Genomic DNA, 25609 nt, shown 5'->3' on the forward strand with positions numbered 1-25609 from the left:
CGGTTAAAAAGAGTTTACTTTTTCGTACTGCGGGGTGCCGGTTTCACAAAGGTTTCATCTGGCTGTCACACGAAAACGATACCGCATCGCAGGCGTCCAATGGCGTCAGTTCAACGGAGAGAACAAATGTTGAAATTCACGGGGAAAGTGCTTTCCCTTTCGGCCGCGGCGCTCTTCGCGTCGACGGTGATTTCGTCCGCGGCTTCGCTGGACGATCTCGCCAAGGCGGCCAAGGCGGAGGGCGAACTCACGGTCATCGCGCTGCCGCATGACTGGTGCGGCTACGGAGCGGTCATCGACGCTTTCAAGGCTAAGTATCCGGACATCAAGATCAATGAGCTCAACCCCGACGCCGGTTCGGGCGACGAGGTCGAGGCGATCAAGGCCAACAAGGACAACAAAGGCCCGCAGGCGCCCGACGTCATCGACGTCGGCCTGTCGTTCGGCCCGTCCGCAAAGAAGGACGGCCTGATCCAGGCTTACAAAGTGTCGACCTGGGATTCGATCCCGGACAGCGCCAAGGATGCCGAAGGCTACTGGACCGGCGACTATTACGGCGTGCTGTCCTTCCTGGTGAACAAGGATCTCGTGAAGGAAGCGCCGGCTGACTGGGCCGACCTTTTGAAGTCGGACTATGCCAACACCGTCGCGCTCGCCGGTGATCCGCGTGCCTCGAACCAGGCCATCCAAGCGGTCTACGCCGCCGGCCTTTCCGGCGGCGCGGCCGCGGGCGATGCTGCCGGCACCGCCGGCCTCGATTTCTTCAAGAAGCTCAACGCCGCCGGCAATTTCGTGCCGGTCATCGGCAAGCCGGCGACGCTGGCCCAGGGCCAGACTCCGATCCTGGTCACCTGGGACTACAATGCGCTTGCCGGCCGCGACACGCTGAAGGGCAACCCGCCGGTGGATGTCGTCGTGCCGAAGACCGGCGTCGTCGCCGGCGTCTACGTGCAGGCGATCAGCGCCTTCGCGCCGCATCCGAACGCCGCCAAGCTCTGGCTCGAGTACCTCTACTCCGACGAGGGCCAGATCGGCTGGCTGAAGGGCTATTGCCATCCGATCCGCTTCAACGACCTCGCCAAGAACGGCAAGCTGCCAGCCGACGTGATGGCCAAGCTGCCGCCGGCTGAAGCTTACGCGTCGGCCGTCTTCCCGACGCTCGACGAGCAGGGCAAGGCGAAGGAAGCGATCACCAAGAACTGGGACGCCGTTGTTGGCGCCAACGTCAAGTAAGTTGTAGAAATGTCCGGGCGGCCTCGAGGCCGCCCGGAACCCTTCGAAGACGGTAGCCGGCGCATGACCGACCTCTCGCTCTCCAATCAAGCCATCGCGGGAAAGACCGCGCCGCCCAGCGAGGCGCGCGCGTTGCGGCTGCCGACGCAATGGATCGGCGTTGCGCCCTTCTTCATCTTCGCCGTCATGTTCCTGATCCTGCCTACGCTCTACCTGATGCTGGGCGCGTTCCAGAACGAGGCGGGCGAGTTCACGCTTGAAAATCTTATCGCTCTGTCGGAGCCAAATATCGTTGCCGCCTACTGGATCTCGATCAAGGTCAGCCTGGCTTCGGCGCTGATCGGAGCGTTTGCCGGCCTCGCCATCGCCGTCGCAATCGTGCGCGGCGGCCTACCCAACTGGATCAGGTCGGCCACACTCACCTTTTCCGGGGTGGCCTCCAATTTCGCCGGCGTCCCCCTGGCCTTTGCCTTCCTCGCCACGCTCGGCCGTCTCGGTCTCGCCACGGTGATCCTGAACACCTTGTTCGCGCTCAACATCTACGCGCATGGCTTCAACATCCTGTCGTTCTGGGGCCTGACGCTGACCTACGTCTATTTTCAGATCCCATTGATGGTGGTGATCATCGTGCCGGCGATCGACGGGCTGAAGAAGGAATGGGGCGAGGCGGCCGCGACGCTTGGCGCGACCACCGCCCAATATTGGCGCATGGTGGTCATCCCGGTGATCTGGCCGAGCTTCCTCGGCACCGTCATCCTGCTCTTCGCCAATGCTTTCGGAGCGATCGCCACTGCTTACGCGCTGACCGGCTCGTCGCTCAATATCGTGCCCATCCTGCTCTACGCGCAGATACGCGGCGACGTTCTTCACAATGCACATCTCGGCTATGCGATCGCCTTCGGGATGATCGTCATCACCGGCCTCGCCAATGTCTTCTACATCTGGTTCCGGACGCGCTCGGAGAGGTGGCTGAAATGAAGACCGGACGCTTCTGGGCCTGGGTCGTTTTCATCCTTGGCGCGGCCTATTTCTTCATTCCGCTGATCGCGACCGTGGAATTTTCCATGCGCATGCGTCGCGGCGCCTATTCCTTCGACGCCTACCAGATCGTGCTGGGCGACGCCCGCTTCCAGGCGACATTCATGTATTCCGTGGTTGCCGCCATATTCACCATCATCCTCGGCGTGCTGGTGGTGGTGCCGGCGGCCTATTGGATCCGGCTGCGCCTGCCGCAGATCAGGCCGCTCGTCGAGTTCATCACGTTGCTGCCGCTGGTCATCCCGGCAATCGTCATCGTGTTCGGCTATATCAGGATGTACGGCTCGAATTCGCCGCTGCCGTTCCTGGCAAACGACACGGCCACCAACGCTCTGCTGGTGATCGGCTATGCGACGTTGTCGCTGCCTTATATGTACCGGGCGGTGGATACAGGCCTTCGCACCATCGACGTGCGCACGCTGACGGAAGCGGCGCAGATCCTCGGGGCGGGCTGGTCCACGATCATCACTCGGGTGATCCTGCCAAATGTGCTGATCGCTGTGCTTTCCGGGGCCTTTCTGACCTTCGCCATCGTCATCGGCGAATTCACGATGGCGAGCCTGCTCAACCGGCCGGCCTTCGGCCCGTATCTGCAGAATATCGGCGCCAACCGCGCCTATGAGCCGGCGGCGCTCGCCATTATCGCTTTCGCCATCACCTGGGGCTGCATGTCGCTGATCCAGATCCTTTCGCGTTTCGCGCCGAAATCGGCGAATCGCCCGAACTGAAAGTCAAAGCCATGGCTGAGCCGTTCCTCTCCATCCAGCACGTGCGAAAATCCTTCGGCGCCACGACGGTGGTCGAAGACTTCAATCTCGATGTCGAAAGCGGAGAATTCGTCTCTTTCCTCGGCCCGTCCGGCTGCGGCAAGACGACGGTGCTGCGCATGGTCGCCGGCTTCGAGGAACCGTCGGCCGGCAAGATCGTCGTCGGCGGCAAGGACATCACCAGGCTGAAGCCAAATCAACGCAATGTCGGCATGGTGTTCCAGGCCTATGCGCTGTTCCCGAATCTGACGGTGGCGCAGAACATTGCCTTCGGCCTGAAGGTGGCCGGCATGCCGAAGGCCGATGCCGACAAGCGCGTCGCCGAGATGCTCGACATCATCAAGCTGCCGCAGATGGGCGACCGCTATCCTTATCAGCTCTCCGGCGGCCAGCAGCAACGCATTGCGTTGGCGCGGGCGATCGCCCCGAAGCCCAAGCTGCTTCTGCTAGACGAGCCGCTGTCGGCGCTCGACGCCAAGGTGCGCATTTCGCTGCGCGAGGAAATCCGCTCGATCCAGAAGAAGCTCGGCATCACCACCATCTTCGTGACGCACGACCAGGAAGAGGCACTGTCGATCTCGGACCGCATCGCCGTCATGTATGGCGGCAAGGCCGAGCAGGTCGGCACGCCGTTCGAGATCTACAACCGGCCGGCGACCAAATTCGTCGCCAATTTCGTCGGCACGCTGAACGTGCTGGAAGGCAAGGTCACCGACGCCGCCTCGGGCAGGGTTCAGGTGAACACGCAGGAGGTCTCGCTCAAGGGCAAACTGAACGGCTCGAAGTCCGGCGACACGCTGTCGCTTGCGCTGCGGCCGGAAGCGATCTCGCTGGGCCGGCAGCCGGGCCACGACACCAGCCTGTCGGGCGAGATAGCCGAAGTGCATTTCCTCGGCTCGGTGATCCGGGTGCGCGTCGGCATCGGCGGCAACACGGTGTCGCTCGACACCTTCAACAACTCCGCGACGCCGCCCCCCGTCGTCGGCGAGAAGGCGGACATCTCCTTCTCGTCGGGCGACATGCTGGTGTTGCATTAGGGAAAGAGTGAATGGTCAATGGTGAATGGCAATCGGCGAAGAGAGCACTTTACGTGCTCGAATTCTTATGATGACGCCCATTCACCATTCACCATTCACCATTCACCATTCACCATTCACCATTCACTTTTGCAGTGCCAAACGCCTGGTTCCATCGCTACGATAAGCCATGGCGCTGTTCGAAGTCACCTTGATCCTGCTGCTGATTGCCGTCGTGCTGACGGCGCTGTCACGCTGGCTGGAGGTGCCTTATCCCTCGCTTCTGGCCCTGGCCGGGGCGGGGCTCGCCTTCCTGCCCGGCGCTCCGATGATCGAGATCGACCCGGAATTGGCGCTGGCGCTGTTCATCGCGCCGGTGCTTCTCGATGCCGCCTATGACACGTCGCTGCGCGATCTCAAGCGCTACCGGCTGTCGCTGGTGCTCTTGGCGCTCGGCGCCGTCGTCTTCACCACCGTGGTCGTCGCCTTCGTCGGCTGGAAGATGGCCGGCCTGCCGATCGCGGCGGCGATCGCGCTCGGCGCCATCGTCGCCCCACCGGACGCCGTGGCGGCGAGCGCCGTGCTCAATCAGTTCAAGGTGCCGCACCGGCTCACCGCCATCCTGCAGGGCGAGAGCCTGCTCAACGACGCCACGGCGCTGCTGATCTACCGGATCGCGGTTTCGGCCGCCATCGGCTCGGTCATGCTGAGGGACGCAGTGCCTGTGGTTCTCTTGTCGACGATTGGCAGCGTTGCCGCCGGCTATCTGTTCGGCCGCATCTCGCTGTTGGCGCTGACGCGCATCGAGGATGCGGCAAGCAGCACCGTGGTGCAGTTCGCCGGAACGTTCGCCGTCTGGATCATCGCCGACAGGATCGGCCTCTCCGCCATCATCACCATCGTCGTCTATGCCATCACCATCGCACGCACCGGCCCACGCCGCATGACGGCGAGACGCCGCGTCAGCACCTATTCGGTCTGGGAGTCGGCGGTGTTCGTGCTCAACGTGCTGGCTTTCGTGCTGATGGGCCTGCAGGCACGGTCGATTGTCGGCCGGCTCTCCGGCGACGGGCAGGGCGACGCTTTCCTCTTCGCCGCAACCGTGCTCGCCGCCGTTATCGTGGCGCGTCTCGTCTGGGTGCTGGCCTATGTCGCCATCATGAGACGATTTGCCCGCTTCGACAGCGAGGAGCAAAGGCGGGATGCGCCGACGTTTCGCGGCGCGGTGCTCGTCGGCTGGTGCGGCATGCGCGGGCTGGTGACGCTGGTCGCGGCTATTGCCTTGCCGGCCGGCTTTCCCGGCCGCGACCCGATCGTGCTTGCCGCCTTCGCGGTCGTGCTCGGCACGCTGGTGCTGCAAGGCGTCAGCCTGAAGCCTTTGCTGCGCCGGCTCAATTTCGAGCGGGATACGACGGTGGATCGCGAGGTGGCGCAGGCGCGTGTCGCCATCATGCAGGCCGCGCTCGACGTGCTGAGCCGCAAGACGACGGCCGCCGCGGCGGTAGTGCGCGAGCAGTACGAGGCTCAGCGCTTGATCGCGGAAAATCCGGAGGACGCCCAGGCTGCGACCGAATACGACCGGCTGCGCCTCTATGCCATCAACCGTCAGCGCGACACGCTCGAGGAGCTGCGGCGTAACGGCACGATCGGCGACGAGGCCTATCACCGGCTGGAAGAAGAGATCGACTGGGCCGAGCTGGCCGCGTCGCCGGCGGGACGGTTCCAGCCGCTGACCACTTATTAAGGGGCGGCTCGGGGTACTGGCTGGACCATCCCGAGCGTCGTCGCGGTCCATTGCCACGCCATCGCCGAGACGCTACTGGCGTGGCCATATATTAAGCCGGTTCATCAATGAAGCTGATCAGCTACAACATCCAGTACGGCTATGGCACCGACGGGCGCTACGATCTCACGCGCTGCGCGAAGCTGATTGACGGAGCCGACATCATAGCCTTGCAGGAAGTGGAGCGGCACTGGCAGCGCAGCAATGGCGAAGATCAGCCGGAAATGCTCTCGCGGCTGCTGCCCGACTATCATTGGGTCTATGGTCCGGCATTCGACATGGATGCCAGCGAAAGGCGCGACGGCCGTGTCGTGAACCGCAGGCGCCAGTTCGGCACGATGGTGCTGTCGAAGCTGCCGATCGTCTGGTCGCGACTGCACGCGTTGCCGCTGCGCCGCACGCTGAGGCCGCTCAATACCCGCAATGCCGCACTGGAATGCATGATCCGCACGCCGGCGGGACCGGTGCGGTTCTTTTCGCTGCACCTTGCGCATATCGCTGCGGAGGAGCGGCTGGAACAGATCGACTATCTGCTTGGCGAGCATCGGCGCGCGCCATCCGACGGTGGTCCGTGGAGCGGCGCCGACGATGAGGCGCAGCGCAACTGGAGCAATGGCGAGCCGGAGCCTGAAAGCCCGCTGGCCGCGATCTGGCTCGGCGATTTCAACATGGAACCGGGAAGCACCGAGTACCGACGCATAGTCGGCGGCACGCCTTATCACCGCGGGGCGGCCTATATCGACGGGTTCGTCGATGCCGCCGCTGTCGCCAGCGAGCCGGTGCCGGATTTCCACACGCATGAAAAGATCATCGACGGCAGGCTGGCGAAGCGCCGGCTCGACCATTGCTTCGTCGGCGGCATGCTGGCCGAGCGGGTGCGTAGGGTGAGCGCCGACATCGGCGAGGTCGCTTCCGACCATTTCCCGCTGCGGGTCGATATCGATCTGGAGACGCCAGGCATTGCCTCGGGCCTGGCGGGCAGGTGAACCGCGCATGACGCTGTTCGTTTTCCTCGCGGTGCTCACGGCGGCTGCCATGCATGCGATCTGGAACGCGCTGGTCAAGGTGCATCTCGACCGCTTCCTGTCGATCACGCTGATGACGCTCGGCATGGGGTTCGCGGCGCTGTTGGCGCTCCCTTTCGTCGAGGTGCCGAGGGCCGAAGTATGGCCATTCATTCTGGCGTCGGTGTTCTTCCACATGGGCTACCGGACCTTCCTGATCGGCGCCTACAAGGCCGGCGATTTCGCGCAGACTTATCCGCTGGCGCGCGGCACGGCGCCGCTCTTGTCCGCGCTCGGCGGCATCGTCCTGCTTGGAGAGGTGCCGGCGCCGCTCGCCATCTTCGGCATCGTGCTTCTGTCGGCCGGCACGCTGGTGATGTCGTTTCGTGGCGGCATGCATCTCGAGCGGTTCAATCCTCGCGCGGTCAGTCTCGCGCTCGGCACCTCGATCTTCATCGCCAGCTACACGCTCTCCGACGGCAGCGGGGCGCGGCTTGCGGCGACCGCGCAAAGCTATGCGGCCTGGCTGTTCGTCTGTGACGCGCTCTGGGCCTTGGTGTTGTGCGTCGCCTTTCGCGGGCCGCAGTCGCTGCCTGTGCTGGCGCGCGACTGGAAGGCGGGTCTTTTCACCGGCGTGCTCAGCGGCGCCGCCTACTGGATCGTGATGTGGGCGATGACCAAGGCGCCGATCGCCTCGGTCGCGTCGCTGCGCGAGACCTCGATCCTGTTCGCCATGGTGATCTCGGTGCTGGCGCTGGGCGAGAAGATGACGGCCTGGCGCGCCGCGGCCGCGCTCGGCATCGTCGCGGGCGTCGTCGCTCTCAGGCTGGGTTAGAGCAATTCCTGGAAAAGCCCTGTAACGGTTTCTCGTCAACCGAACACGGTCATCACCTCGCCGCGCTTCTCGGGGCTGAAGCGGATGACGACGATGATGCAGACGGCGACCACGCCGGCAAACAGCGCCAGCGCATGGCCGTAGCTGCTTCCGGGCGCCTCGGCGATACCTGCCTGATAGGGACCGCCATAGGACGCGGCGAGGTTGCCGGCCTGATAAATGAAGCCGGGCAGGGTCGCGCGTACCGAACCGGGCGACAGTTCGTTGAGATGTACCGGGATGACGCCCCAGGCGCCTTGCACCGCCACCTGCATGACAAAGGCGCCGATCGCCAGCATGAAAGGCGTCGTCGTATAGGCCCAGAGCGGAATTGCCGGCAAAGCGATCACGCAGGCGAGCGTGATGGCGTTGATGCGGCCAATCTTCTCCGACAGGGCGCCGAATGCCAGGCCGCCGGCAATGGCGCCGATATTGGCGACGATGGTGATCCAACTCACCGTGTGCGGATCAAAGCCATGCTCCTTCCTCAGGAAGGTCGGGTAGAGATCCTGCGTGCCGTGGCTGAAGAAATTGAAGAACATCATCAGCACCACCGCATAGAGCGCGATGCCCCAATGCCTCCGCAGCGTTTCGAGGAGGCCCGGCCGCACCTGGGCGCGGCCTTCGACGAAAGCCGGCGATTCCGGCACATGCGAGCGGATGAAGAGCACGATCAGCGCCGGCACGAAGCTGAGCAGGAACATGGCGCGCCAGCCGATGGTGAAGTCGCCGATCTTCTGTCCGTAGAGCAGCCCGTACACCACCGCCGCCAGCAAATAGCCGGCCGGATAACCGCATTGCAGGATGCCGGAGACCATGCCGCGGGCGCTCGGCGGAATGGACTCCATGGCAAGCGAACTGCCCAGCCCCCATTCGCCGCCCATGGCGATCCCGAACAAGGCGCGTAGGGCCAGGAATATGCCGAGATTGGGCGCGAAAGCGGCGAGCGCGCCGATCACCGAATAGCTGACGATGTTCAGCATCAGCATGGGCTTGCGCCCATATTTGTCGGCAAGCATGCCGAAGACGAACGCACCGATGAAGCGCGTCGCGAGCGTCAGGAACAGAGCTTTGGAGACCGCCGGGACGTCGGTCTTGAATTCAGCGGCAATATCGACGAGCAGGAATGTCAGAAGGAAGAAATCAAAAGCGTCCAGTGTCCAGCCCAGAAAAGATGCGACGACGGTCTTCTTCTGCTCTGCGGTGAGGCTCAAGGCGTTTCTCCTTTGCACCCCCAGGGGACGATATGTTCCATGCGGTGCAAAAGAGAACGGTCGTTTGCCGGTTTTCGGTCAACCAGCGGTCACATTTCCGTAAACTCGAGGTCGAAGACCAGCAGCCCGTCGGTGCCGCCGTCGAGCGCGGCAACCAGGCGAGCGCCGGCACGCTGGTGCGCTTCGTGGAGCAGATAGGCGTCGCGGGCAGCGGCATCGCGGAAATCGATGGTGAAACCATGCGTGAGGCCGCGCGCGAAGGGCTCCGGGCTGACATTGGCGCTGAAATGTACGCCGCCCATGCCGTCGATGACGGAGCGCAGCGCTTCGAGATCGGCATGGATCGCGGCGCGCTCGGCGGCGGGGACGTCGTCGCGGAAGCGGACAAGGACGCAGTGGCGGATCATCGTTCTTCCTTCAGGCCGCCCGGTTGCCCTTGAACACGGCCGGCGGCAGCGGCTCGCGGCCAAGGATCAGGTCGGCGCCCTTTTCGCCGACCATGATCGTCGGCGCATTGGTATTGGAGGAGGGGACACGCGGCATCACCGAGGCGTCGCAGACTCGCAGGCCTTCTATGCCACGCAGCCTGAGATCTGGCGAGACCACCGCCATTTCATCATGACCCATGCGGCAGGTGCCGACCGGATGGTGGTCGGTCTTCGAGGTTCGGCAGGCATAGTCGAAGAGGTCGGCGTCGCTTTGCAGGGCAGGGCCGGGCAGCACTTCGCGCAGCACGTAGGGGGCAAGCGCCTTCTGGCGCATGATCTCGCGCGCCAGCCGCAGGCCCTTGATCGACATGTCGCGGTCGTACGGATCGGACCAGTAGTTCGGGTCGATCAGCGGGTGGTCGGCCGGATCGGCGCTCTTCAGCCGCACCGTGCCGCGCGAGCGCGGCCGCAGGAAGGCGGAGTTGAGCGTCACGCCGGGGTTCTTCAGCTTCTCGACGCCGGCCTCGATGCCGGAGCCGAGGCCGAGATGAAACTGGATGTCGGGCGAGGCGGCGGTCGGGTCGGCATACCAGAAGCCACCGGTCTCGAAGAGGCTGGAGGCCACCGGCCCCTTCTTCAAAAGCAGATATTGCAGACCCGCCCATAGCGTGCGGTGCAGCTTGGCGTAGTTGTCATAGGTGTGGTCGCCGGTGCATTCGGCGATCACGAACAGGTCGAGATGGTCCTGCATGTTGGAGCCGACGCCCGGCAGGTCGTGGACAGGGGTCACGCCGACCGACTTCAGGTGATCGGCCGGTCCGATGCCGGACTGCATCAGGAGCTTCGGCGAGCCGATGGACCCGGAGGAGACGATTACCTCGCGTTCGGCGCGCAATATGGTCTTCTCGCCGCCCGGCTTGTCGACGATCTCGACGCCGCTGGCGCGGCCCTTCTCGATGACGACGCGGGTGACGAGCACGTCGGTCCTGACCGTCAGATTCTTGCGAGCGCGGATCGGCTTCAGATAGGCGACAGAAGCGGAGGAGCGCCGCGCGTCCTTCTGGGTGAGCTGGTAGTAACCGACGCCCTCTTGGGCAGCGCCGTTGAAATCCGGGTTGAAGGGCATGCCCATCTCCTGGCCGGCGCGGAAATAGGCCTCGCAGATCGGCAGCGGCGAGATCGGGTTGGAGACGCCGAGCGGGCCTTGGTCGCCATGGAAATCGTTGGCGAAGCGCTGGTTGTTCTCGGCGCGCTTGAAATAGGGAAGCACGTCGCGATAGCCCCAGCCGGCGAGCCCTTCTTCCTTCTCCCAGGCGTCATAGTCGCGGGCATTGCCGCGCGTGTAGATCTGGGCGTTGATCGACGAGCCGCCGCCCACCACCTTGGCCTGGGTGTACCAGAAGACGCGATCCTTCATGTTCTTCTGCGGCACGGTCGACCAGCCCCAGGAGGCGATGCCCTTGGTCATCTTGGCGAAACCCGCCGGCATGTGGATCAGCGGATGCCAATCCTTGCCGCCGGCTTCCAAAAGCAGCACGGAATGGGAAGGATCCTCGCTCAGCCGGTTGGCCAGCACGCAGCCGGCCGGACCGGCGCCAACAATGATATAGTCAGCCATTGTTCCACTCACTCACAAGCGAGGCACGGAAAGCGCGCCGTCGACATCGATCACCGACCCGGTCGAAAAGCCGAATTTTCCGCTGGCCAGCGCTGCCACCACCGCCCCGATATCGGCGGCCTCGCCCCAGCGTTTGGCCGGCACCAGGCCGCTATCGATCAGCGCGTCATATTTGGCGGAGACGCCCGCGGTCATGTCGGTGCGGATGATGCCAGGCCGAACCTCGAACACGCCGATGTTTTCCGCGGCGAGCCGCAGCGCGAGGTTCTTGACCCACATCGACAGACCGGCCTTGGACATGCAGTAATCCGCGCGCTCCGGCGAAGCCATCGTCGCGCTGACCGAGGTGATGGTGATGATCGATCTGGTCGAGCCGGCAGGCGTCGCAAGCATGGCTTTGGCGACCGCCTGGCTGAGGAACACCGTGCCGCGCAGGTTGACGGCAAGAGCGCGGTCGAAATTCTCCGGCTTCAGCTCCAGAAGATCGCCGCGCAGCACTGCGCCAATGCCGGCGTTGTTGACCAGGCAGTCGATGCTGCCGAAGGCGTCGATCGCGGTCTCGACAAGTTCGGCGTGGCCAGCGAGATCGGCAATATCGCATTGGGCGTAAGCGAACTTCGCGCCGCGCGCGGCGATGTTCTCGGCAAGCGCATCGGCCGGCTTCTTGGCAAGGTCGGCGACGAGGATGTCGAAGCCGGCGTCGGCCAACGCCTCGGCACAGGCAAGCCCGATGCCGCGCGCGCCGCCGGTGACTATGGCCGCCGGGCGGGTCATTTGAAGCCAGCCTTTCGGATGTCGGCGCTGCCCCTCACCCTTACCCTCTCCCCGTGAAGGACGGGGAGAGGGGGATCTCCGGCGTTACGGCCAACTCCCTTCTCCCCGTCCTTCACGGGGAGAAGGTGCCGGCAGGCGGATGAGGGGCGGCGCCGGCCTGTCATGCCGCAAGCTCCGTCTTGCGGATGTGGTCGGCGACGCGCAGCGCCTGGGCCGCGATCGACAGTGCCGGATTGACCGCGGCCGAAGTCGGCAGGAAGCTGGCGTCGACGACGAACAGGTTGTTGTGGTCGAAGGCACGGCAGAACGGGTCGAGCGGTGACGTTGCAGGGTCATTGCCCATTTTCACCGTTCCGCACTGGTGCGAGGGTGTGCGCTTGTCGAAGGGCCGCGACAGCACGATCGGATAGCCGCAGGCGCGGAAATTCTCGCGCATCACCTTGGTCAGGCCCTCGAGGGACTGCATGTTGGAGCGCCGCCACTGCATGACGATCTCCTTGCCGTCGACCATGATGCGGCTTTCGGGATCGGGCAGATCCTCGCACATCAGGTACCAGTCGACGGCGTGGCCGGCCATGAAGTCGAGCGCGAATTTCGGCGCCAGCTTCACATTGGCCCTCAACATATTGCCGTCGATCTTGCCGAGCAGTTGCACATTGCCGAGCGGCTTGCCGCCCTTGCCGTCCGACAGATAGTAGTCGTTGAGCATCAGCGTCTTCTGGTAGACGGCATCGTTGCGGCGGCGCGGGTCGATCGCGAGCATCGCGCTCGAATTGTGGTTCATGAAGTTGCGCCCGACCTGGTCGGAGCTGTTGGCGAGGCCCTTGCCGCCTGCCTTGCCATTGCCGGTGGAAGGCGAGCGCAGCAGGATGACGGCGGAATTGACCGCGCCAGCCGACAGGATGACCAGCTTCGGCGACAGCGTCTTTTGCGAACCGTTCTGGGTATAGTGGATGGCCACGATGGACTTTCCGTCGGGCGAGGCCTCGAGCCAGTCGACATGGGCGCTGGTCTCGAGGCGGATGTTCTTGTCAGTGAGCGCCGCCGTCAGAGGTCCGGTCTGGGCGTCGATCTTGCCCTGGCCGGTGTTGGGGAAAGCATCCCAGCCGGTCTTGCCTTCCTTCAGCCAGGCTTCGATGTCGACACCCAGCGGCAGCGAGGCCGGATGCAGGCCAAGGCTCTTCAGTTCGGCACGGGCGCGCGCGATCGACGGCTCGTCGGGCACCGGCTTGAAAGCGTAAGGGATCGAGTGGAACGGCTCGGTCGGGTCCTCGCCCAGCGTTCCGCGCACGCGAAAAAGCTGCTCGGCCTTCGAGTACCAGGGCTCGAACTCCTCATAGGAAAACGGCCAGGCGGGAGAGATGCCGCCGAAATGCTCGAGCTCGGAGAAATCCTCCTTGCGGTAACGGATGAGCACGGCGCCGAAGAATTTCGAATTGCCGCCGACATAATAGTAGTTGCCGGGGTTGAAGGCGGCTCCTCCGGCCTCGCGCCACATCTCCTTCGGCCGATAGTGCTCGTCAACGAAGATCGACCGCGTCGAGCGCGCATGCGGCGTCGCCGGCATCGGTTCGCCGCGCTCCAGGATCACGATCGAGGCGCCGCTGCCGGCCAAGCCGGAGGCGATCGTGGCGCCGCCGATGCCGGAGCCGATGATGACGATATCCGGGTTCATGGCCGTCAGAGAATGCGCTTCTCGGTCGCCGGGTCGAAGAACACCGCCTTGCTGAGGTTGAAGGCCAGCGGCGTGCTGGTGCCGGGCTGGATCCTCGCATCGGCGCGCAGCCGCGCCACCACGCCCTTGCCGCCGAGATTGGTGACCGCGAAAGTATCCGATCCCGCCGGCTCTACCACTTCGATGTGGCAGTCGGCGGTGGCGATCTCGGACCCGTTGCGTTCCGCCCCTTCCGGGTCGGTCAGCGCTTCCGGGCGGACGCCGAAGATGACCGGCTTGTCCTTGAAGGCCGCAAGGCCGGCCGGCGCGCCGGGAAGCGACAGCGTGATCGGCTGGCGCGCCTCGCGATCGAGCACGACGGCCAACCCGCTGCCATTGGCGCCGATCTTGGCCGGGATCAGGTTCATCGCCGGCGAGCCCATGAAGTCGGCGACGAACACGTTGGTGGGGTTGTTGTAGACTTCGGCCGGCGTGCCGAACTGCTGCACCTCGCCGTCGCGCATGACGGCGATCTTGGTCGCCAGCGTCATCGCCTCGATCTGGTCGTGGGTGACGTAGACGATCGTCGTGCCGGTCGTGGCGTGCAGGCGCTTGATTTCGATGCGCATGTCGACGCGCAGCTTGGCGTCGAGGTTGGAGAGCGGCTCGTCGAACAGAAAGAGTTTCGGATCGCGCACCAGCGCACGGCCCATGGCGACGCGCTGGCGCTGGCCGCCGGAGAGCTGGCTGGGCTTGCGCTGCAGGAGGTGGCCGATCTGCAGGATCTTGGCCACCTTGTCGATCGCCGCCTGCCGTTCCGCCGCCGGCACGCCGCGCATCTCCATGCCGAAGGCGATGTTTCCAGCCACCGTCATGTTCGGATAGAGCGCGTAGCTCTGGAAGACCATGGCGATGTCGCGCTTCGAGGGATGCAGATCGTTGATCGCGCGCCCGTCGACGCGGATCTGGCCCTCGGTGATGTTCTCCAGGCCGGCGATGGTGTTGAGCAGCGTGGACTTGCCGCAGCCTGACGGACCGACCAGCACGAGGAAGCCGCCCTTTTCGAGCTCGACATTGATGCCCTTCAGGATCTCGACATTCCCGAAGCGCTTCTTCAGCCCATCAATTTCCAAAAAAGCCATGGTCGTTCCTTCAAGAAAGAGGGTCAGCCCTTGACCGCGCCCGCCATCAGCCCGCGCACGAAATAGCGGCCGGCGACGACGTAGACGATCAGGGTGGGGAGTGCTGCGATCATCGCCGCCGCCATGTTGACGTTGTATTCGACGACGCCGGTCGAGGTGTTGACGACATTGTTCAGCGCCACCGTCATCGGCATCACGTCGCCGGTGCCGGCATAGGCCGAGGCGAACAGGAAGTCGTTCCAGATGTTGGTGAACTGGTAGATGACGGTGACGACGAAGATCGGCATCGAGTTGGGCAGCATGATGCGGCGGAAGATCTGGAAGAAGGAGGCGCCGTCGACCTGCGCCGCCTTGATCAGTTCGGTCGGGAAGGCCTCGTAGTAGTTGCGGAAGAACAGCGTGGTGAAGCCGAGGCCATAGACCACATGGACGAAGACCAGGTTCACCGTCGAATTGCCGAGGCCGAAGTTGAACCCGGTCGCGTTCCGCAGGCTGGCGCCGAAGCGGCCGATGCTGCCGAGAATCGTCGCCATCGGCAAAAGCACCGACTGGAACGGGATGAAGCAGGCGAACAGCATCATCGCGAAGACCAGCGTGTGGCCGCGGAAGCGCCATTTGGTCAGCACATAGCCGTTGAGCGCGCCGAGCAGCGTGGAGATCAGCACCGCCGGCACCACCATCTTGATGGAGTTCCAGAAGTAACCCTTGATGCCGGCGCAGGTAAGGCCGACGCAGGTCTGGCCCCAGGCCTTGAACCACGGCTCGATTGTGGGCGACTGCGGCAGCGCCAGCATGTTGCCGTTCTGGATCTCGTCCATGGTCTTGAACGAGGTGACCAGCATGACGAAGAGCGGCATCAGATAGAATAGCGCGAACAGCGCGAGCAGACCGTAGACGACGATGCGGTTTATCGTCCTGGCGCTGACGCCGCTCGAGGCCTGGCGGGCCGGTGAGGCAACAGTGCTCATCGCGGCTTCTCCCTGAGCTCGGAATAGAGGTAAGGCACGATGATCGCTGTCAGCGTCATCAGCATGATCACCGCGCTGGCCGAGCCGACCGCCATCTCGTTGCGCTTGAAGGTGAACTCATACATGAAGTTGGATGGCAGCCAGGCCGAGCCGCCCGGGCCGCCGCTGGTCAGCGCCACGACCAGGTCGTAGGACTTGATGGCGAGGTGGGCGAGCACGATGAAGGCCGAGAGGAACACCGGCCGCAGAAGCGGAATGACGATGCGGCGGTAGAGCTGGAAGGTGGAGGCGCCGTCGATCTGCGCAGCCTTCATGATCTCGCCGTCGATGCCGCGCAAACCGGCCAGGAACATCGCCATGATGAAGCCGGAAGCCTGCCAGACGCCGGCGATCACCACCGTGTAGATGACGAAATCCTTGTTCTTGATCCAGTCGAAATGGAAGCTCGTCCAGCCCCATTGATGCAGCGTCTGCTCGAGGCCGAGGCCGGGGTCGAGGAACCATTTCCAGGCGACGCCGGTGACGATGAAAGACAGTGCCATCGGGTAGAGGTAGATCGGCCGCAGCATGCCTTCGCCGCGGATCTTCTGGTCGAGCAGGATGGCCAGGAACAGGCCGAGCGCCAGGCAGATCAGGATATAGAGGAAGCCGAAAATGCCCATGTTGGTGATCGAGGTGTACCAGCTCGACGGCGGGTCGCTCTCGAAGGTCCAGCGCCACAGCCGCTGATAGGCGCGGGCGCCGGTTATGGCATAGGACGGGAAGGTCTTGGAGTTGGTGAACGACAGATAGATCGTCCACAGGATGAAGCCATAGACGAACACGATCGTCGCCGCGAAGCTCGGCGCAAGAACGATCTTCGGCAACAGATCCTGCAGCCGCGAGCGGACGGTCGCGTCAGGGCGGGCGTCATGCTCCGGTGTCAGCTTGATTTGGGTTTCGGCGACTGTGCTCATCGGCTCATCCAGTACCGGTTGGTCGGGAGCTCTCCGGCGCGAAGCGCGCCAGGATGCATCCCGCACCGTTTGTGACAGGGGACCTCCCCCGCCGAAGCGGGGGAGACCTGTTGGTTTGTTCGCGCAATTCCGGACGGAAAACCGCTTCCTGGAATTGCGCCGGCGAAAAGCCTTACTTGGCGTCGTCGATCGCCTTGACCAGCTCGGTCACGGCCTCGTCCGAGCTCTTGATCTGCCCATGGACGAACTTCGAGATGACGTCCTTGTATGCGTTGGCAACCGCCGGGGGCGCGCCGTAGCCCTGGGCGAGCGAGCCGAACAGCGTGCCGCCCTCATTGGCCTTCTTCAGGTCGGCGATGCCCTTCTTGCCGCAGGCGTCGAAGTCGGTGTCAGGCACGTCGGTGCGGGCAGGAACCGAGCCCTTCACGACGTTGAAGGCAGACTGGAAGCTCTTCGACAGGGTGGCGGTGGCCAGAGCGACCTGGGCGGCCTTGCGGTCGTCCGGAACGTTGAACATGCCGAACATGTCGGAGTTGTAGATCACCGAGCCGTCGGTGCCCGGGAAGCGGTAGCAGAGAAAGTCGGTGCCCGGGGTCTTTTTGGCGGCGTGGAACTCGCCCTTGGCCCAGTCGCCCATGACCTGAACCAGCGCGTCGCCCTTGATGACCATGGCGGTGGCGAGGTTCCAGTCGCGGCCCGAGAAGTTCGGATCTACATAGGTGACGAGCTTGGCGAGGTTGTCGAACGACTTCTTCATCGTGTCGGACTTGAGCGACTCCTCATCGAGGTCGTTCATCGCCTTCTTGTAGAACTCCGGTCCGCCGGTCGACAGCACGACGGAGTCGAACATGGTGGCTTCCTGCCAGTTCTGACCGCCGAGCGCCAACGGGATAACGCCCGCGGCCTTCGCCTTGTCGAGGAGGGCGATGAAGTCGTCGAAGGTCTTCGGCTCGGTGCCGCCGATCTTGTCCATCACCGCCTTGTTGATCCACAGCCAGTTGACGGAGTGGACGTTGACCGGAGCCGCGACCCACTTGCCGTCATAGACGGAGAACTTCTGCAGGGCGGCGGGAACCGATTTGTCCCAGCCTTCCTTCTGGGCCGTCTCGGTCAGGTCGCCCATGACGCCGGCGGCGGCATAGTCGAGCACGGTGTAGCCCAGCATCTGCGAGGCGGTCGGATAGTTGCCGGCCGCAACCATCGCCTTCAGCGCGGTCATGGCGGCGTCGCCGCCGCCGCCGGCCACCGGCACGTCCTTCCAGGCATAGCCTTCCTTGGCCAGATCCTGCTTCAGCACGTTCAGAGCGGCCGCTTCGCCGCCCGACGTCCACCAATGCAGCATCTGCACTTCCTTGACGTCCGCGGCATGCGCCGAGAACGCAAAGCTCGTCGCAAGAGCCGTTCCGATAAGCAGTTTGCGCAACATTTACTACCTCCCTTGTTGCAGTCACATAACCGGCGGGGTGACCGCCGGGGTCTCCCAACTCAGCCGACCCACCAACCGGTGCGCTGGCCGCGATGAAACTGGATGGTCTTTTCCTCGGTATAGTCCTCGACGGCGCGTTTGCCGAGTTCGCGTCCGAGACCGGACTGCTTGTAGCCGCCGAAGGGCAGTTCGGGATAACCTTCCATGAACGTATTTACCCAAACCGTCCCCGAACGCACTCCGCGCGCCACCGACATGCATGTGTCGATGCTGGCGCTCCACACACCCGCAGACAGACCATAGGGCGTGTTGTTGGCGATGTGCAATGCCTTTTCAATCGTTTCAAATGTGAGGACGGACAGCACCGGCCCGAATACTTCCTCGCGGGCGATGGCCATGTCCTCGGTGACGCCCCGCACGATGGTCGGATCGAGATACTGGCCGGCATTGGAGGCGAGCTGTCCGCCGCCGCTGAAGACGCTGCCGCCGTCGGTTTTCGCTGCCGTCACATAGCCGGCTACTTTTTCCATATGGTCGGCGGAGATCATGGCGCCGACCTTGGTGCGGTCGTCAAGCGGGTCGCCGACTTTCACCTTCTCGGCCAGCGCCTTGACGGTCCTGAGGAAGTCATCGGCGATCGCTTCATGCACGATCAGCCGGCTGCCGGCATTGCAGCATTCGCCGGCATTGAAGAAGCCGCCGAACACCGCCGCATCCGCCGCCGCCTCGAGGTCGGCGTCGGGGAAGACGATCTGGCCGTTCTTGCCGCCGAGTTCCATCGACACCTTCTTCAGCGAGTTCGAGGCCGCCGCCATGGTCATCTTGCCGACGCGGGTCGAGCCGGTGAAGGACACCATCTCGACCAGCGGATGGCTGACCATCGGCGCGCCGACATCAGCGCCGAAGCCGGCGAGGATGTTGACGACGCCGGCCGGCAGCCCGGCCTCCAGCAGGATGTCGCCGAGCACGAAGGTCGAGGCCGAGGTCATCTCGCTCGGCTTCACCACCGCCGTGCAGCCGGCGGCGAGCGCGAAGGGCAGTTTCTGGCTGATGATCAGGAAGGGGAAATTCCATGGCGTGATGATCGAGACGACGCCGATCGGTTCGCGCAGCACCACGCCCAGCATATCGTCGCCGAGATTGGCGTAGCTCTCGCCATGCAGCGTGCGGGCAAGCGAGGCGGCGTAGCGCCAGATGTCGACCGCACCGCCGATCTCGCCGCGCGCCTGCGCGATCGGCTTGCCGGATTCCAGCGCGTCAAGCCGCGCGATCTCCTCCAGCCGGGTCTCGATCAGGTCGGCCGCCTTGAGCAGCACGGCCGCGCGCTCGGCAGCCTTCATGCGCGGCCAGGGACCTGTCTCGAAGGCCCGGTGCGCGGCCTGCACGGCCGCCTCGACCTCCGCGGCGCCCGCCTGGGCGTAGCGCGACACGGCAAAACCGTGGCCGGGGCTCATGCGCTCGATGGTGCGGCCGTCGCGGGCGTCGACATGGCTGCCGTCGATCAGAAGCTTGTAGGCCTTCGGCGCCTGGGACGCCTCGGCCGGCATGGAAATCTTGAGTGGTGCGTTCATGGTGCTTTCTCTAGGATCTCGAAAAGGCCGGCTTCCGCTTGGCCTTGAAGGCGCCGACGCCGGCTTTCAGGTCGCCGGTGAGCGCAATGAAGCCGCTGGCCAGCGCCTCGGTCGCCGCGGCATTCTCCTCGCCCTCGGCGACGCCGATCATCAGCTTGGCGGCCTCGGTCGCCAGCGGGCCGCGTTCGGCGATTTTTTCGGCCCAGGCCCAGGCATCCTCCAACGCCTTGCCGGTCTCGACGACGCGGTCGACGATGCCAAGCGCGAGCGCATCGGCTGCCAGAAAAATCTCGCCGCCGAGCGCCATGCGCCGCACCGCCTGCGCGCCGAAGCGGCGCACGGCGCGCTGGGTGCCGGACCAGCCGGGGACCACGCCGATCGAAGTCTCGGGGAAGCCGAGCTTCACTTGCGTCTCGGCGACGCGGAAGTCACAGGCCGCTGCGAGCTCCAGCCCGCCGCCCAGCGCATGGCCGGAGAGCACCGCGATGGTCGGCTGCCTAAGCCGCGCCAGCCGGTCGAAGACGCGGTGGCCGAAGCGGACCCATTGCACCTGGAAATCGGCGGCACTCAACTGTGCCCAGGCCTCGACGTCGCCGCCGGCGCAGAAGCCCTTGCCTTCGCCGCGGATGAGCACGACGCGGACGCCTTCGGCCAGTTCCGCCTCGCCAAGTGCGGCTTCGAGCGCGCGCAGCATCGGGATGTCGAGCGCATTGAACTTTTCCGGACGACGCAGCGTGACGATGCCGACGGCGCCGTCTTGCTCGAAAGTGACGAGGCGTTCAGCCATGTGCGCCTCCGAGCGAGGCACCGCCATTGAGCGACAGGCCGATCGGCCGGTCGTGGTAGAGCGATGACGGCGTGACCCTCAGGTCGTTGGCGACGGCGAGCGGAATATCGGCCTGCGCCAGCACGTCGCGCTCGAGATCGATGCCGGGCGCCAGCTCCGTCACCATCAGCCCGTCGGGCGTCAGCTTCATCACGCAGCGCTCGGTGACATAGGTGATGTCCTGGCCTTGAGCGACGGCGCGTTTTCCCGAGAAGGAGATGTGCTCGACCTCCTCGACGATCTTCTTGACCTTGCCTTCCTGGTCGATGCGGATAGCGCCATCGGCCAACGAGAGCTTCGCGCCGGCGTTGAAGAAGCCGGAGAAGACGATCTTCTTCGCCCGCGCGGTGATGTCGACGAAGCCACCGGCGCCGGCCGTGACATGCGGGCGGGCCGAAAGCTTCGAGACGTTGACCGAGCCGTGGCGGTCGATCTGCAGGAAGGAGAGCAGCGAGGCGTCGAAACCGCCGGCCTGGAAATAGATGAACTGGTGCGGCGAAGGCATGATCGCCTCGGCGTTGGAAGCGCAACCGAACTTGAAGTCGAGCAGCGGCACGCCGCCGACCGCGCCCTGCTCGATCACCCAGGTGACCTTGCCGTGCTGGCCTTCCTCCAGAAGTATGCGCGGCACGTTGGCGGAGATGCCGAAGCCGATGTTGACGGCCATGCCGTCGCGCAACTCCATCGCAACGCGGCGCGCGATCACTTTCTGGATGTTCATCTCCGGCGTGCGGAAGGAAGACAGCGGTCGGAAAATCTCGCCGGAGATCGCCGGATCGTATGGCGTCTGCGTCGTCTGCAACTGGTCGGGCGCGACGACGATATGGTCGATCAGGACGCCGGGCACGCGCACATCATGCGGCTTCAGCGTGCCGTTCTCGACGACGCGCTTGACCTGCGCGATGACGATGCCGCCATTGTTGCGGGCCGCGAGCGCCTGTTCGAGGCCGCCGAGATAGGCGCCTTCATGCTCGTAGGTGAGGTTGCCGCGCTCGTCGGCGGAAGTGGCGCGGATGATCGAGATGTTGGGAACGATGGCGCGGAAATAGAGCCATTCCTCGCCGTCGAACTGCTCAACCGAAACGATCGGCTCGCTGGCCGCCGCGTTCATGGCGCAGCCCTGGTGGCGCGGGTCGGCAAAGGTGTCGAGGCCGACCTTGGTCAGCACGCCGGGCCGTTTGGCGGCCGCCTCGCGATGCATGTCGAACAGGATGCCGGAAGGCACATTGTAGGCGGCGACCGAATTGTCGCCGATCATCTGCCAGATCCGCGGCGGCTCGGCCGAGGAGGGGCCGGAAGGATAGGAGCCGCAGAGCGTGCGCTTCAACAGCCCCGGCTTGGCTAGATGATCGATGCCCTTAATGCCGTACATGTCGCCGGCCGCGATCGGGTGCAGCGTGGTGATGTCCCTCGGATGGCCTTCCGCATCGAAGCGCTCGCCGATCGCGGCAAGCACGGCGTCGGGGCAGCCGAGGCCGCTCGACGACGATACCGAGACGACCATGCCGTCCTTGATCAGGCCGGCGGCATAGGCCGCAGAGACGAGCTTGCTCACGCGAGGCTCCCGAGTTGCGGATCGATGGTCACAGCCTTGCCCGTTTTCGAGGATTGCAACGCGGCTTCGGCGCAAGCGAGCGACCAGATGCCGTCCTCGCCGGTCGCCGATGGATGGCCTTCGCCGCGGATCGCGGCATGGAACTGGCGCAGCGAGCGGGTGTAGAGGTCCTCGCGGTCGAAGCTCAGTTCTTCCTCGCCGCTCGCGGTGCGCAGCAGCACGGAGCCGACCGGCTTCTGCGTCATCACATTGGTGGCGAATAGCGAGCCTTCCGATCCATGCACCTCGAAGCCCGTGCCGGCGAATTTCGTCGTGAAGCCCTCATGCGACTGGGCGATGACGCCGGACTTGAAGCGCCAGACGCACATGGCGCCGTCCTCCAGCCCGCCGCCGGCCATGCCGGCGGCTTGCGTGAAGGCAGAGATCTCGACTGGATCGTCGCCGAGCACGAAGCGCAGCGTGTCGGCATCGTGCACCGTGATGTCGAGCACCACGCCGCCGCCGGCTTCGGGCCTGGCGATGCGCCAGCCCTGCAGGTTTTCCGGCAGGTAGACGGAATGAAAGACACGCGCTGCGATCGGCTTGCCGATACGGCCGGCGGCGATCGCCTCGCGCATCGCCCGATGCGCGCCGGCATTGCGCAGGTGGTGGTTGGTGCCGAACACGATGCCGGCTTGCCCGGCCGCGGCGACCATCCTGCGCGCATCGGCGCTGGTCAGCGCCAGCGGCTTTTCGCACAGCACATGCTTGCCGGCCTTGATCGCAGCCAGACCCTGTTCGAGATGCAATTCGTTGGTGGTCGAGATGTAGACGGCGTCGATGTCCGGGCCAAGCAGCGCGTCCAGCGTCGAGACGGCGGCCGGTATGCCGTTTTCCTTGGCGTAGGCTTCGGCGCGCTCCGGGCTGGAGCTCATCACGGCGGCAACCTCGCCATCACCTTGAGCGCGGATGGCGTTGATCATGAACTGCCTGGCGATCGTGCTCGCGCCGATCAGGCCCCATCTCACACTCATGCCGCGTCTCCCATTCCAGTGCTGCGCGCGTTGCGGCTCGGGCCGCAGCTTTCCCTGACAACGAGGCTGACAGCGCCGATATGGTCCTCGGCGCGCGTGGTGCGCGACTGGATCATCTTCAGCATGACGTGGGCAGCCCGCTCACCGAGGCCGGCGGTGTCGACGGCGACGCTGGTCAGCGCCGGCATGTAGTGCTCGGCCTCGGCCACGTCGTCGAAGCCGACGACGGCGAAGTCGGCTCCGGCTTCCAGGCCGCGCTTGCGCAGCGCGAGCATCACGCCGAAAGCGACGGCATCGTTGAAGCAAAGGGCGGCCGTCGGCGGCTTAGGCGCCGCAAGCGCGGTCTCCAGGCAGGTCATGCCGCCCTTGCGGCTGGTCTCGCCCTCGACGATCGTTCTGTCGGCGACGGGGATGTCCAGCGTTTCGCAAGCCTCCAGAAAACCGCCCAGCCTCTGTCGATAAACGACGAGGTCGGACGAGCCGCCGAAGAAGGCCAGCCGGCGATGGCCCTTGCGGATCAGATGCTCGGTGGCGATGAAGGCGCCGCGATGGTTGTCCGGCGCGATTACCGGAATGCGGCTCTCGGGCAGCCGGCGCATGGTGAAGACGATCGGCACGCCGGCGGTCTCGATGCGGCGGAAGGCGCCGGGCGTGGTGCCGCGCGCCGGCGAGACGATCAGGCCGGCGACGCCCTGCTCCATCAGCGACTTCAGCACCTCTTCCTGCCGCACGGGGTTCTCCGCGGTGTTGGCGATGAAAGGCACGATGCCGGCAGCCTGGAAGACGCGCTCCATGCCGACAGCCAGCTCGGCGAAGAAGGGATTGGTGAGATCGTTGATCACCATGCCGATGACGTTGGAATGGGCCTTGCGCAGATTGGCGGCGCCGCGGTTGTAGACATAGCCGACATCCTCGATCGCCTTGCGCACTTTGACCGCGGTCTCAGGCCGGATCAGCCCGCTGCCCTGCAGCACGAGCGATACCGTCGATTTGGACACGCCCGCCTCGCGGGCAATGTCCAGGATCGTCGCCTTGGCCCGGCTGGCCATATCCGTGACTTCCTCCGCGTCGATATCGAGATCTATTGGAACGTTCTAAACACCTCGGCAATCTGGAGTCAATCGGGATTCTCGTGAAATTCGGAAAAATTGATGGATGCCCCCGTAATGCAAGGGTCTTACACTGAAATTCGACATTGAATCGCTTCAGCCGGCAGAACCATAAAGATCCTTGATTTATTGGAACGTTCCATCTATAGCTGCCGCAAAGGGAGACTTCCATGGACATCATCCTGCCTGCGGAGAATGGCGACCGCGTCAGCTACAGGCTGGTCGGTCAGCCGGTAGAGCCCGTCATCGGCGCGGATTTCCCGCGCATCGCCTATGCCGCGGCCCATGTCGTCGCCAATCCATTCGCCATGACCGATCCCTGGTCTCAGGCTGCGGTCGACTGGGACAAGACCATGGCCTTTCGCCATCATCTGTGGCGGCTCGGTTTCCGCATCGCGGAAGCCATGGACACTTCGCAGCGCGGCATGGGTTTCGACTGGGCGAGCGCGAAGGAACTGATCCGGCGCTCGATCGCCGAGGCACACACGGTGAAGGGCGCCGATCTCGCTTCGGGCGCCGGCACCGACCACCTGGCGCCCTCGGCGGCAAAGTCGCTCGACGACGTGATCCGCGCCTATGAGGAGCAGTTCGCGTTCATCGAGGGCGAGGGCGGCAAGGCGATCATGATGGCGAGCCGCGCGCTGGCGGCGGTGGCCAAGGGGCCGGACGACTATGCGCGCGTCTACGACCGCATCCTCAGCCAAGCTTCCGGCAAGGTCATCCTGCACTGGCTCGGCGACATGTTCGACTCGGCGCTGAAAGGCTATTGGGGAAGCGACGATTTCGAGTCCGCGCTCGATACGGTCGTCGCCATCATCGAGCGGCATGCCGACAAGGTCGAAGGCATAAAGATATCGCTGCTCGACGCCGGCAAGGAGGTACGGCTGCGCGACCGCCTGCCCGAGGGCGTGGTGATGTTCACCGGCGACGATTTCAACTATCCGGAACTGATCGCCGGCGACGGCAAGAAGCATTCGCATGCGCTGCTCGGCATCTTCGACGCCATCGCGCCGGTTGCCAACGCCGCGCTGGCGAAGCTCGGCGCAGGAGACCGGGCCAGCTATGACGCGCTGATGGCGCCAACCGTGCCGCTGTCGCGGAAAATCTTCGAGGCACCGACCGAATATTATAAGGCCGGCATCGTCTTCATGGCGTGGCTGAACGACCACCAGGATCATTTCGCCATGGTCGGCGGCATGCAGTCGGCGCGCGGCATATGCCACTACGCCGACATCTTTCGCCTGGCCGATCAGGCCGGATTGCTGGCCGATCCCGAGCGCGCCATCACCAGGATGAAAGCCCTCTGCTCGGTCGCGGGCGTTTGAATCAGGCAGTCCTATCTTCTACGCGATGGCATCAGCCGCGCTCGACAGTGGAAGGCTGTCCTGGAGCGGCGAAAGAAATCAGGGCCGGCGCCATATCGAGCTCGAACGGGATCGTGTGAAAACTCTGACCGCGGCTTTGCAGCAGGTCGACGATGCGCGCTTCCTCGTCAGGGTCGACGATCCGGTTGACGATCCAGAATTTCTCGCAGTCCGGGAGTTCAGGTTCATTGTCCAGGACGAACCGGACATTGTCGTGTGACTGGCCCTTCCTGTGCCGTGGCTCCAAGTCATTGCCGATGATGCGGACGAGCATGA

At 64.5% G+C, this 25609-nt stretch carries 23 protein-coding genes; 8 read left to right on the forward strand and 15 right to left on the reverse strand.

Annotated features, from left to right (window positions below; all coding sequences use genetic code 11):
* Positions 1 to 126 precede the first annotated feature (126 nt).
* The 7 genes from QAZ47_RS11420 (at position 127) to QAZ47_RS11450 (ending at position 7676) form a co-directional block, all read left to right on the forward strand.
* Positions 127 to 1233, forward strand: coding sequence for an ABC transporter substrate-binding protein (locus tag QAZ47_RS11420; RefSeq protein WP_278206854.1), 1107 nt, complete (start codon positions 127 to 129; stop codon positions 1231 to 1233).
* A gap of 63 nt (positions 1234 to 1296) precedes the next feature.
* Positions 1297 to 2211 carry an ABC transporter permease subunit gene (locus QAZ47_RS11425; RefSeq protein ID WP_278206855.1) on the forward strand — a complete coding sequence of 305 codons (915 nt, stop codon included), beginning with the start codon at positions 1297 to 1299 and terminating at the stop codon, positions 2209 to 2211.
* Positions 2208 to 2999: an ABC transporter permease gene (locus tag QAZ47_RS11430; protein ID WP_278206856.1), complete on the forward strand. Its 792-nt coding sequence runs from the start codon at positions 2208 to 2210 to the stop codon at positions 2997 to 2999. Before QAZ47_RS11425 ends, QAZ47_RS11430 begins: the two co-directional genes overlap by 4 nt.
* Positions 3000 to 3010: 11 nt before the next feature.
* Positions 3011 to 4075, forward strand: coding sequence for an ABC transporter ATP-binding protein (locus QAZ47_RS11435; RefSeq protein ID WP_278074578.1), 1065 nt, complete (start codon positions 3011 to 3013; stop codon positions 4073 to 4075).
* Positions 4076 to 4244: 169 nt separating this feature from the next.
* Positions 4245 to 5798, forward strand: coding sequence for a sodium:proton antiporter (locus QAZ47_RS11440; protein WP_278206857.1), 1554 nt, complete (start codon positions 4245 to 4247; stop codon positions 5796 to 5798).
* 107 nt (positions 5799 to 5905) lie between these two features.
* On the forward strand, positions 5906 to 6823 hold the full coding sequence (locus QAZ47_RS11445; protein WP_278206858.1) for an endonuclease/exonuclease/phosphatase family protein: 918 nt from the start codon (positions 5906 to 5908) through the stop codon (positions 6821 to 6823).
* Positions 6824 to 6830: 7 nt separating this feature from the next.
* Complete coding sequence (locus QAZ47_RS11450) at positions 6831 to 7676, forward strand: EamA family transporter (RefSeq protein ID WP_278206859.1); 846 nt, start codon at positions 6831 to 6833, stop codon at positions 7674 to 7676.
* Between the two features lie 35 nt (positions 7677 to 7711).
* On the opposite strand, the gene QAZ47_RS11455 is transcribed toward QAZ47_RS11450, so the two are convergent.
* From QAZ47_RS11455 to QAZ47_RS11520, 14 genes are all read right to left on the reverse strand, one after another.
* Positions 7712 to 8929, reverse strand: coding sequence for an MFS transporter (locus tag QAZ47_RS11455; protein WP_278206860.1), 1218 nt, complete (start codon positions 8927 to 8929; stop codon positions 7712 to 7714).
* 89 nt (positions 8930 to 9018) lie between these two features.
* On the reverse strand, positions 9019 to 9336 hold the full coding sequence (locus tag QAZ47_RS11460) for a Dabb family protein (protein WP_278206861.1): 318 nt from the start codon (positions 9334 to 9336) through the stop codon (positions 9019 to 9021).
* Positions 9337 to 9346: 10 nt separating this feature from the next.
* Positions 9347 to 10975 carry a choline dehydrogenase gene (locus QAZ47_RS11465; protein ID WP_278206862.1) on the reverse strand — a complete coding sequence of 543 codons (1629 nt, stop codon included), beginning with the start codon at positions 10973 to 10975 and terminating at the stop codon, positions 9347 to 9349.
* A 12-nt stretch (positions 10976 to 10987) separates the two neighbouring features.
* Entirely contained in the window at positions 10988 to 11749 is a 762-nt protein-coding gene (locus QAZ47_RS11470) for a 3-ketoacyl-ACP reductase (RefSeq protein ID WP_278206863.1), read from the reverse strand.
* Between the two features lie 160 nt (positions 11750 to 11909).
* Entirely contained in the window at positions 11910 to 13424 is a 1515-nt protein-coding gene (locus QAZ47_RS11475; RefSeq protein WP_278206864.1) for a GMC family oxidoreductase, read from the reverse strand.
* A 5-nt stretch (positions 13425 to 13429) separates the two neighbouring features.
* Positions 13430 to 14545, reverse strand: coding sequence for an ABC transporter ATP-binding protein (locus tag QAZ47_RS11480; protein ID WP_278206865.1), 1116 nt, complete (start codon positions 14543 to 14545; stop codon positions 13430 to 13432).
* A gap of 23 nt (positions 14546 to 14568) precedes the next feature.
* Positions 14569 to 15513, reverse strand: coding sequence for a carbohydrate ABC transporter permease (locus tag QAZ47_RS11485; RefSeq protein WP_278233298.1), 945 nt, complete (start codon positions 15511 to 15513; stop codon positions 14569 to 14571).
* Positions 15510 to 16469 (reverse strand): sugar ABC transporter permease, encoded by a 960-nt coding sequence (locus tag QAZ47_RS11490; protein WP_278206866.1) that lies wholly within the window; start codon positions 16467 to 16469, stop codon positions 15510 to 15512. The genes QAZ47_RS11485 and QAZ47_RS11490 overlap by 4 nt, the downstream gene beginning before the upstream one ends.
* A gap of 172 nt (positions 16470 to 16641) precedes the next feature.
* A complete protein-coding gene (locus QAZ47_RS11495; RefSeq protein ID WP_278233299.1) occupies positions 16642 to 17895 on the reverse strand; it encodes an ABC transporter substrate-binding protein in 1254 nt (417 codons plus the stop codon).
* A 59-nt stretch (positions 17896 to 17954) separates the two neighbouring features.
* The gene (locus QAZ47_RS11500; protein ID WP_278233300.1) at positions 17955 to 19466 is read right to left on the reverse strand and encodes an aldehyde dehydrogenase family protein; all 1512 of its coding nucleotides are present in this window, start codon (positions 19464 to 19466) and stop codon (positions 17955 to 17957) included.
* 10 nt (positions 19467 to 19476) lie between these two features.
* Positions 19477 to 20253 (reverse strand): enoyl-CoA hydratase/isomerase family protein, encoded by a 777-nt coding sequence (locus QAZ47_RS11505; protein WP_278233301.1) that lies wholly within the window; start codon positions 20251 to 20253, stop codon positions 19477 to 19479.
* On the reverse strand, positions 20246 to 21847 hold the full coding sequence (locus QAZ47_RS11510; RefSeq protein ID WP_278233302.1) for an acyl CoA:acetate/3-ketoacid CoA transferase: 1602 nt from the start codon (positions 21845 to 21847) through the stop codon (positions 20246 to 20248). The genes QAZ47_RS11505 and QAZ47_RS11510 overlap by 8 nt, the downstream gene beginning before the upstream one ends.
* Positions 21844 to 22860 (reverse strand): Gfo/Idh/MocA family oxidoreductase, encoded by a 1017-nt coding sequence (locus QAZ47_RS11515; RefSeq protein ID WP_278233303.1) that lies wholly within the window; start codon positions 22858 to 22860, stop codon positions 21844 to 21846. Before QAZ47_RS11515 ends, QAZ47_RS11510 begins: the two co-directional genes overlap by 4 nt.
* Positions 22857 to 23909, reverse strand: a complete 1053-nt coding sequence (locus QAZ47_RS11520) for a LacI family DNA-binding transcriptional regulator (RefSeq protein ID WP_278206872.1) — start codon at positions 23907 to 23909, stop codon at positions 22857 to 22859. The genes QAZ47_RS11515 and QAZ47_RS11520 overlap by 4 nt, the downstream gene beginning before the upstream one ends.
* Positions 23910 to 24139: 230 nt before the next feature.
* On the opposite strand from QAZ47_RS11520, the gene QAZ47_RS11525 reads away from it, so the two are divergent.
* On the forward strand, positions 24140 to 25294 hold the full coding sequence (locus QAZ47_RS11525; RefSeq protein ID WP_278233304.1) for a dihydrodipicolinate synthase family protein: 1155 nt from the start codon (positions 24140 to 24142) through the stop codon (positions 25292 to 25294).
* Positions 25295 to 25325: 31 nt separating this feature from the next.
* On the opposite strand, the gene QAZ47_RS11530 is transcribed toward QAZ47_RS11525, so the two are convergent.
* Positions 25326 to 25607 carry a hypothetical protein gene (locus QAZ47_RS11530; RefSeq protein WP_278233305.1) on the reverse strand — a complete coding sequence of 94 codons (282 nt, stop codon included), beginning with the start codon at positions 25605 to 25607 and terminating at the stop codon, positions 25326 to 25328.
* Positions 25608 to 25609: the final 2 nt, after the last annotated feature.

This window comes from Mesorhizobium sp. WSM4904 (assembly GCF_029674545.1).
In the GTDB taxonomy this organism is placed as follows: domain Bacteria; phylum Pseudomonadota; class Alphaproteobacteria; order Rhizobiales; family Rhizobiaceae; genus Mesorhizobium.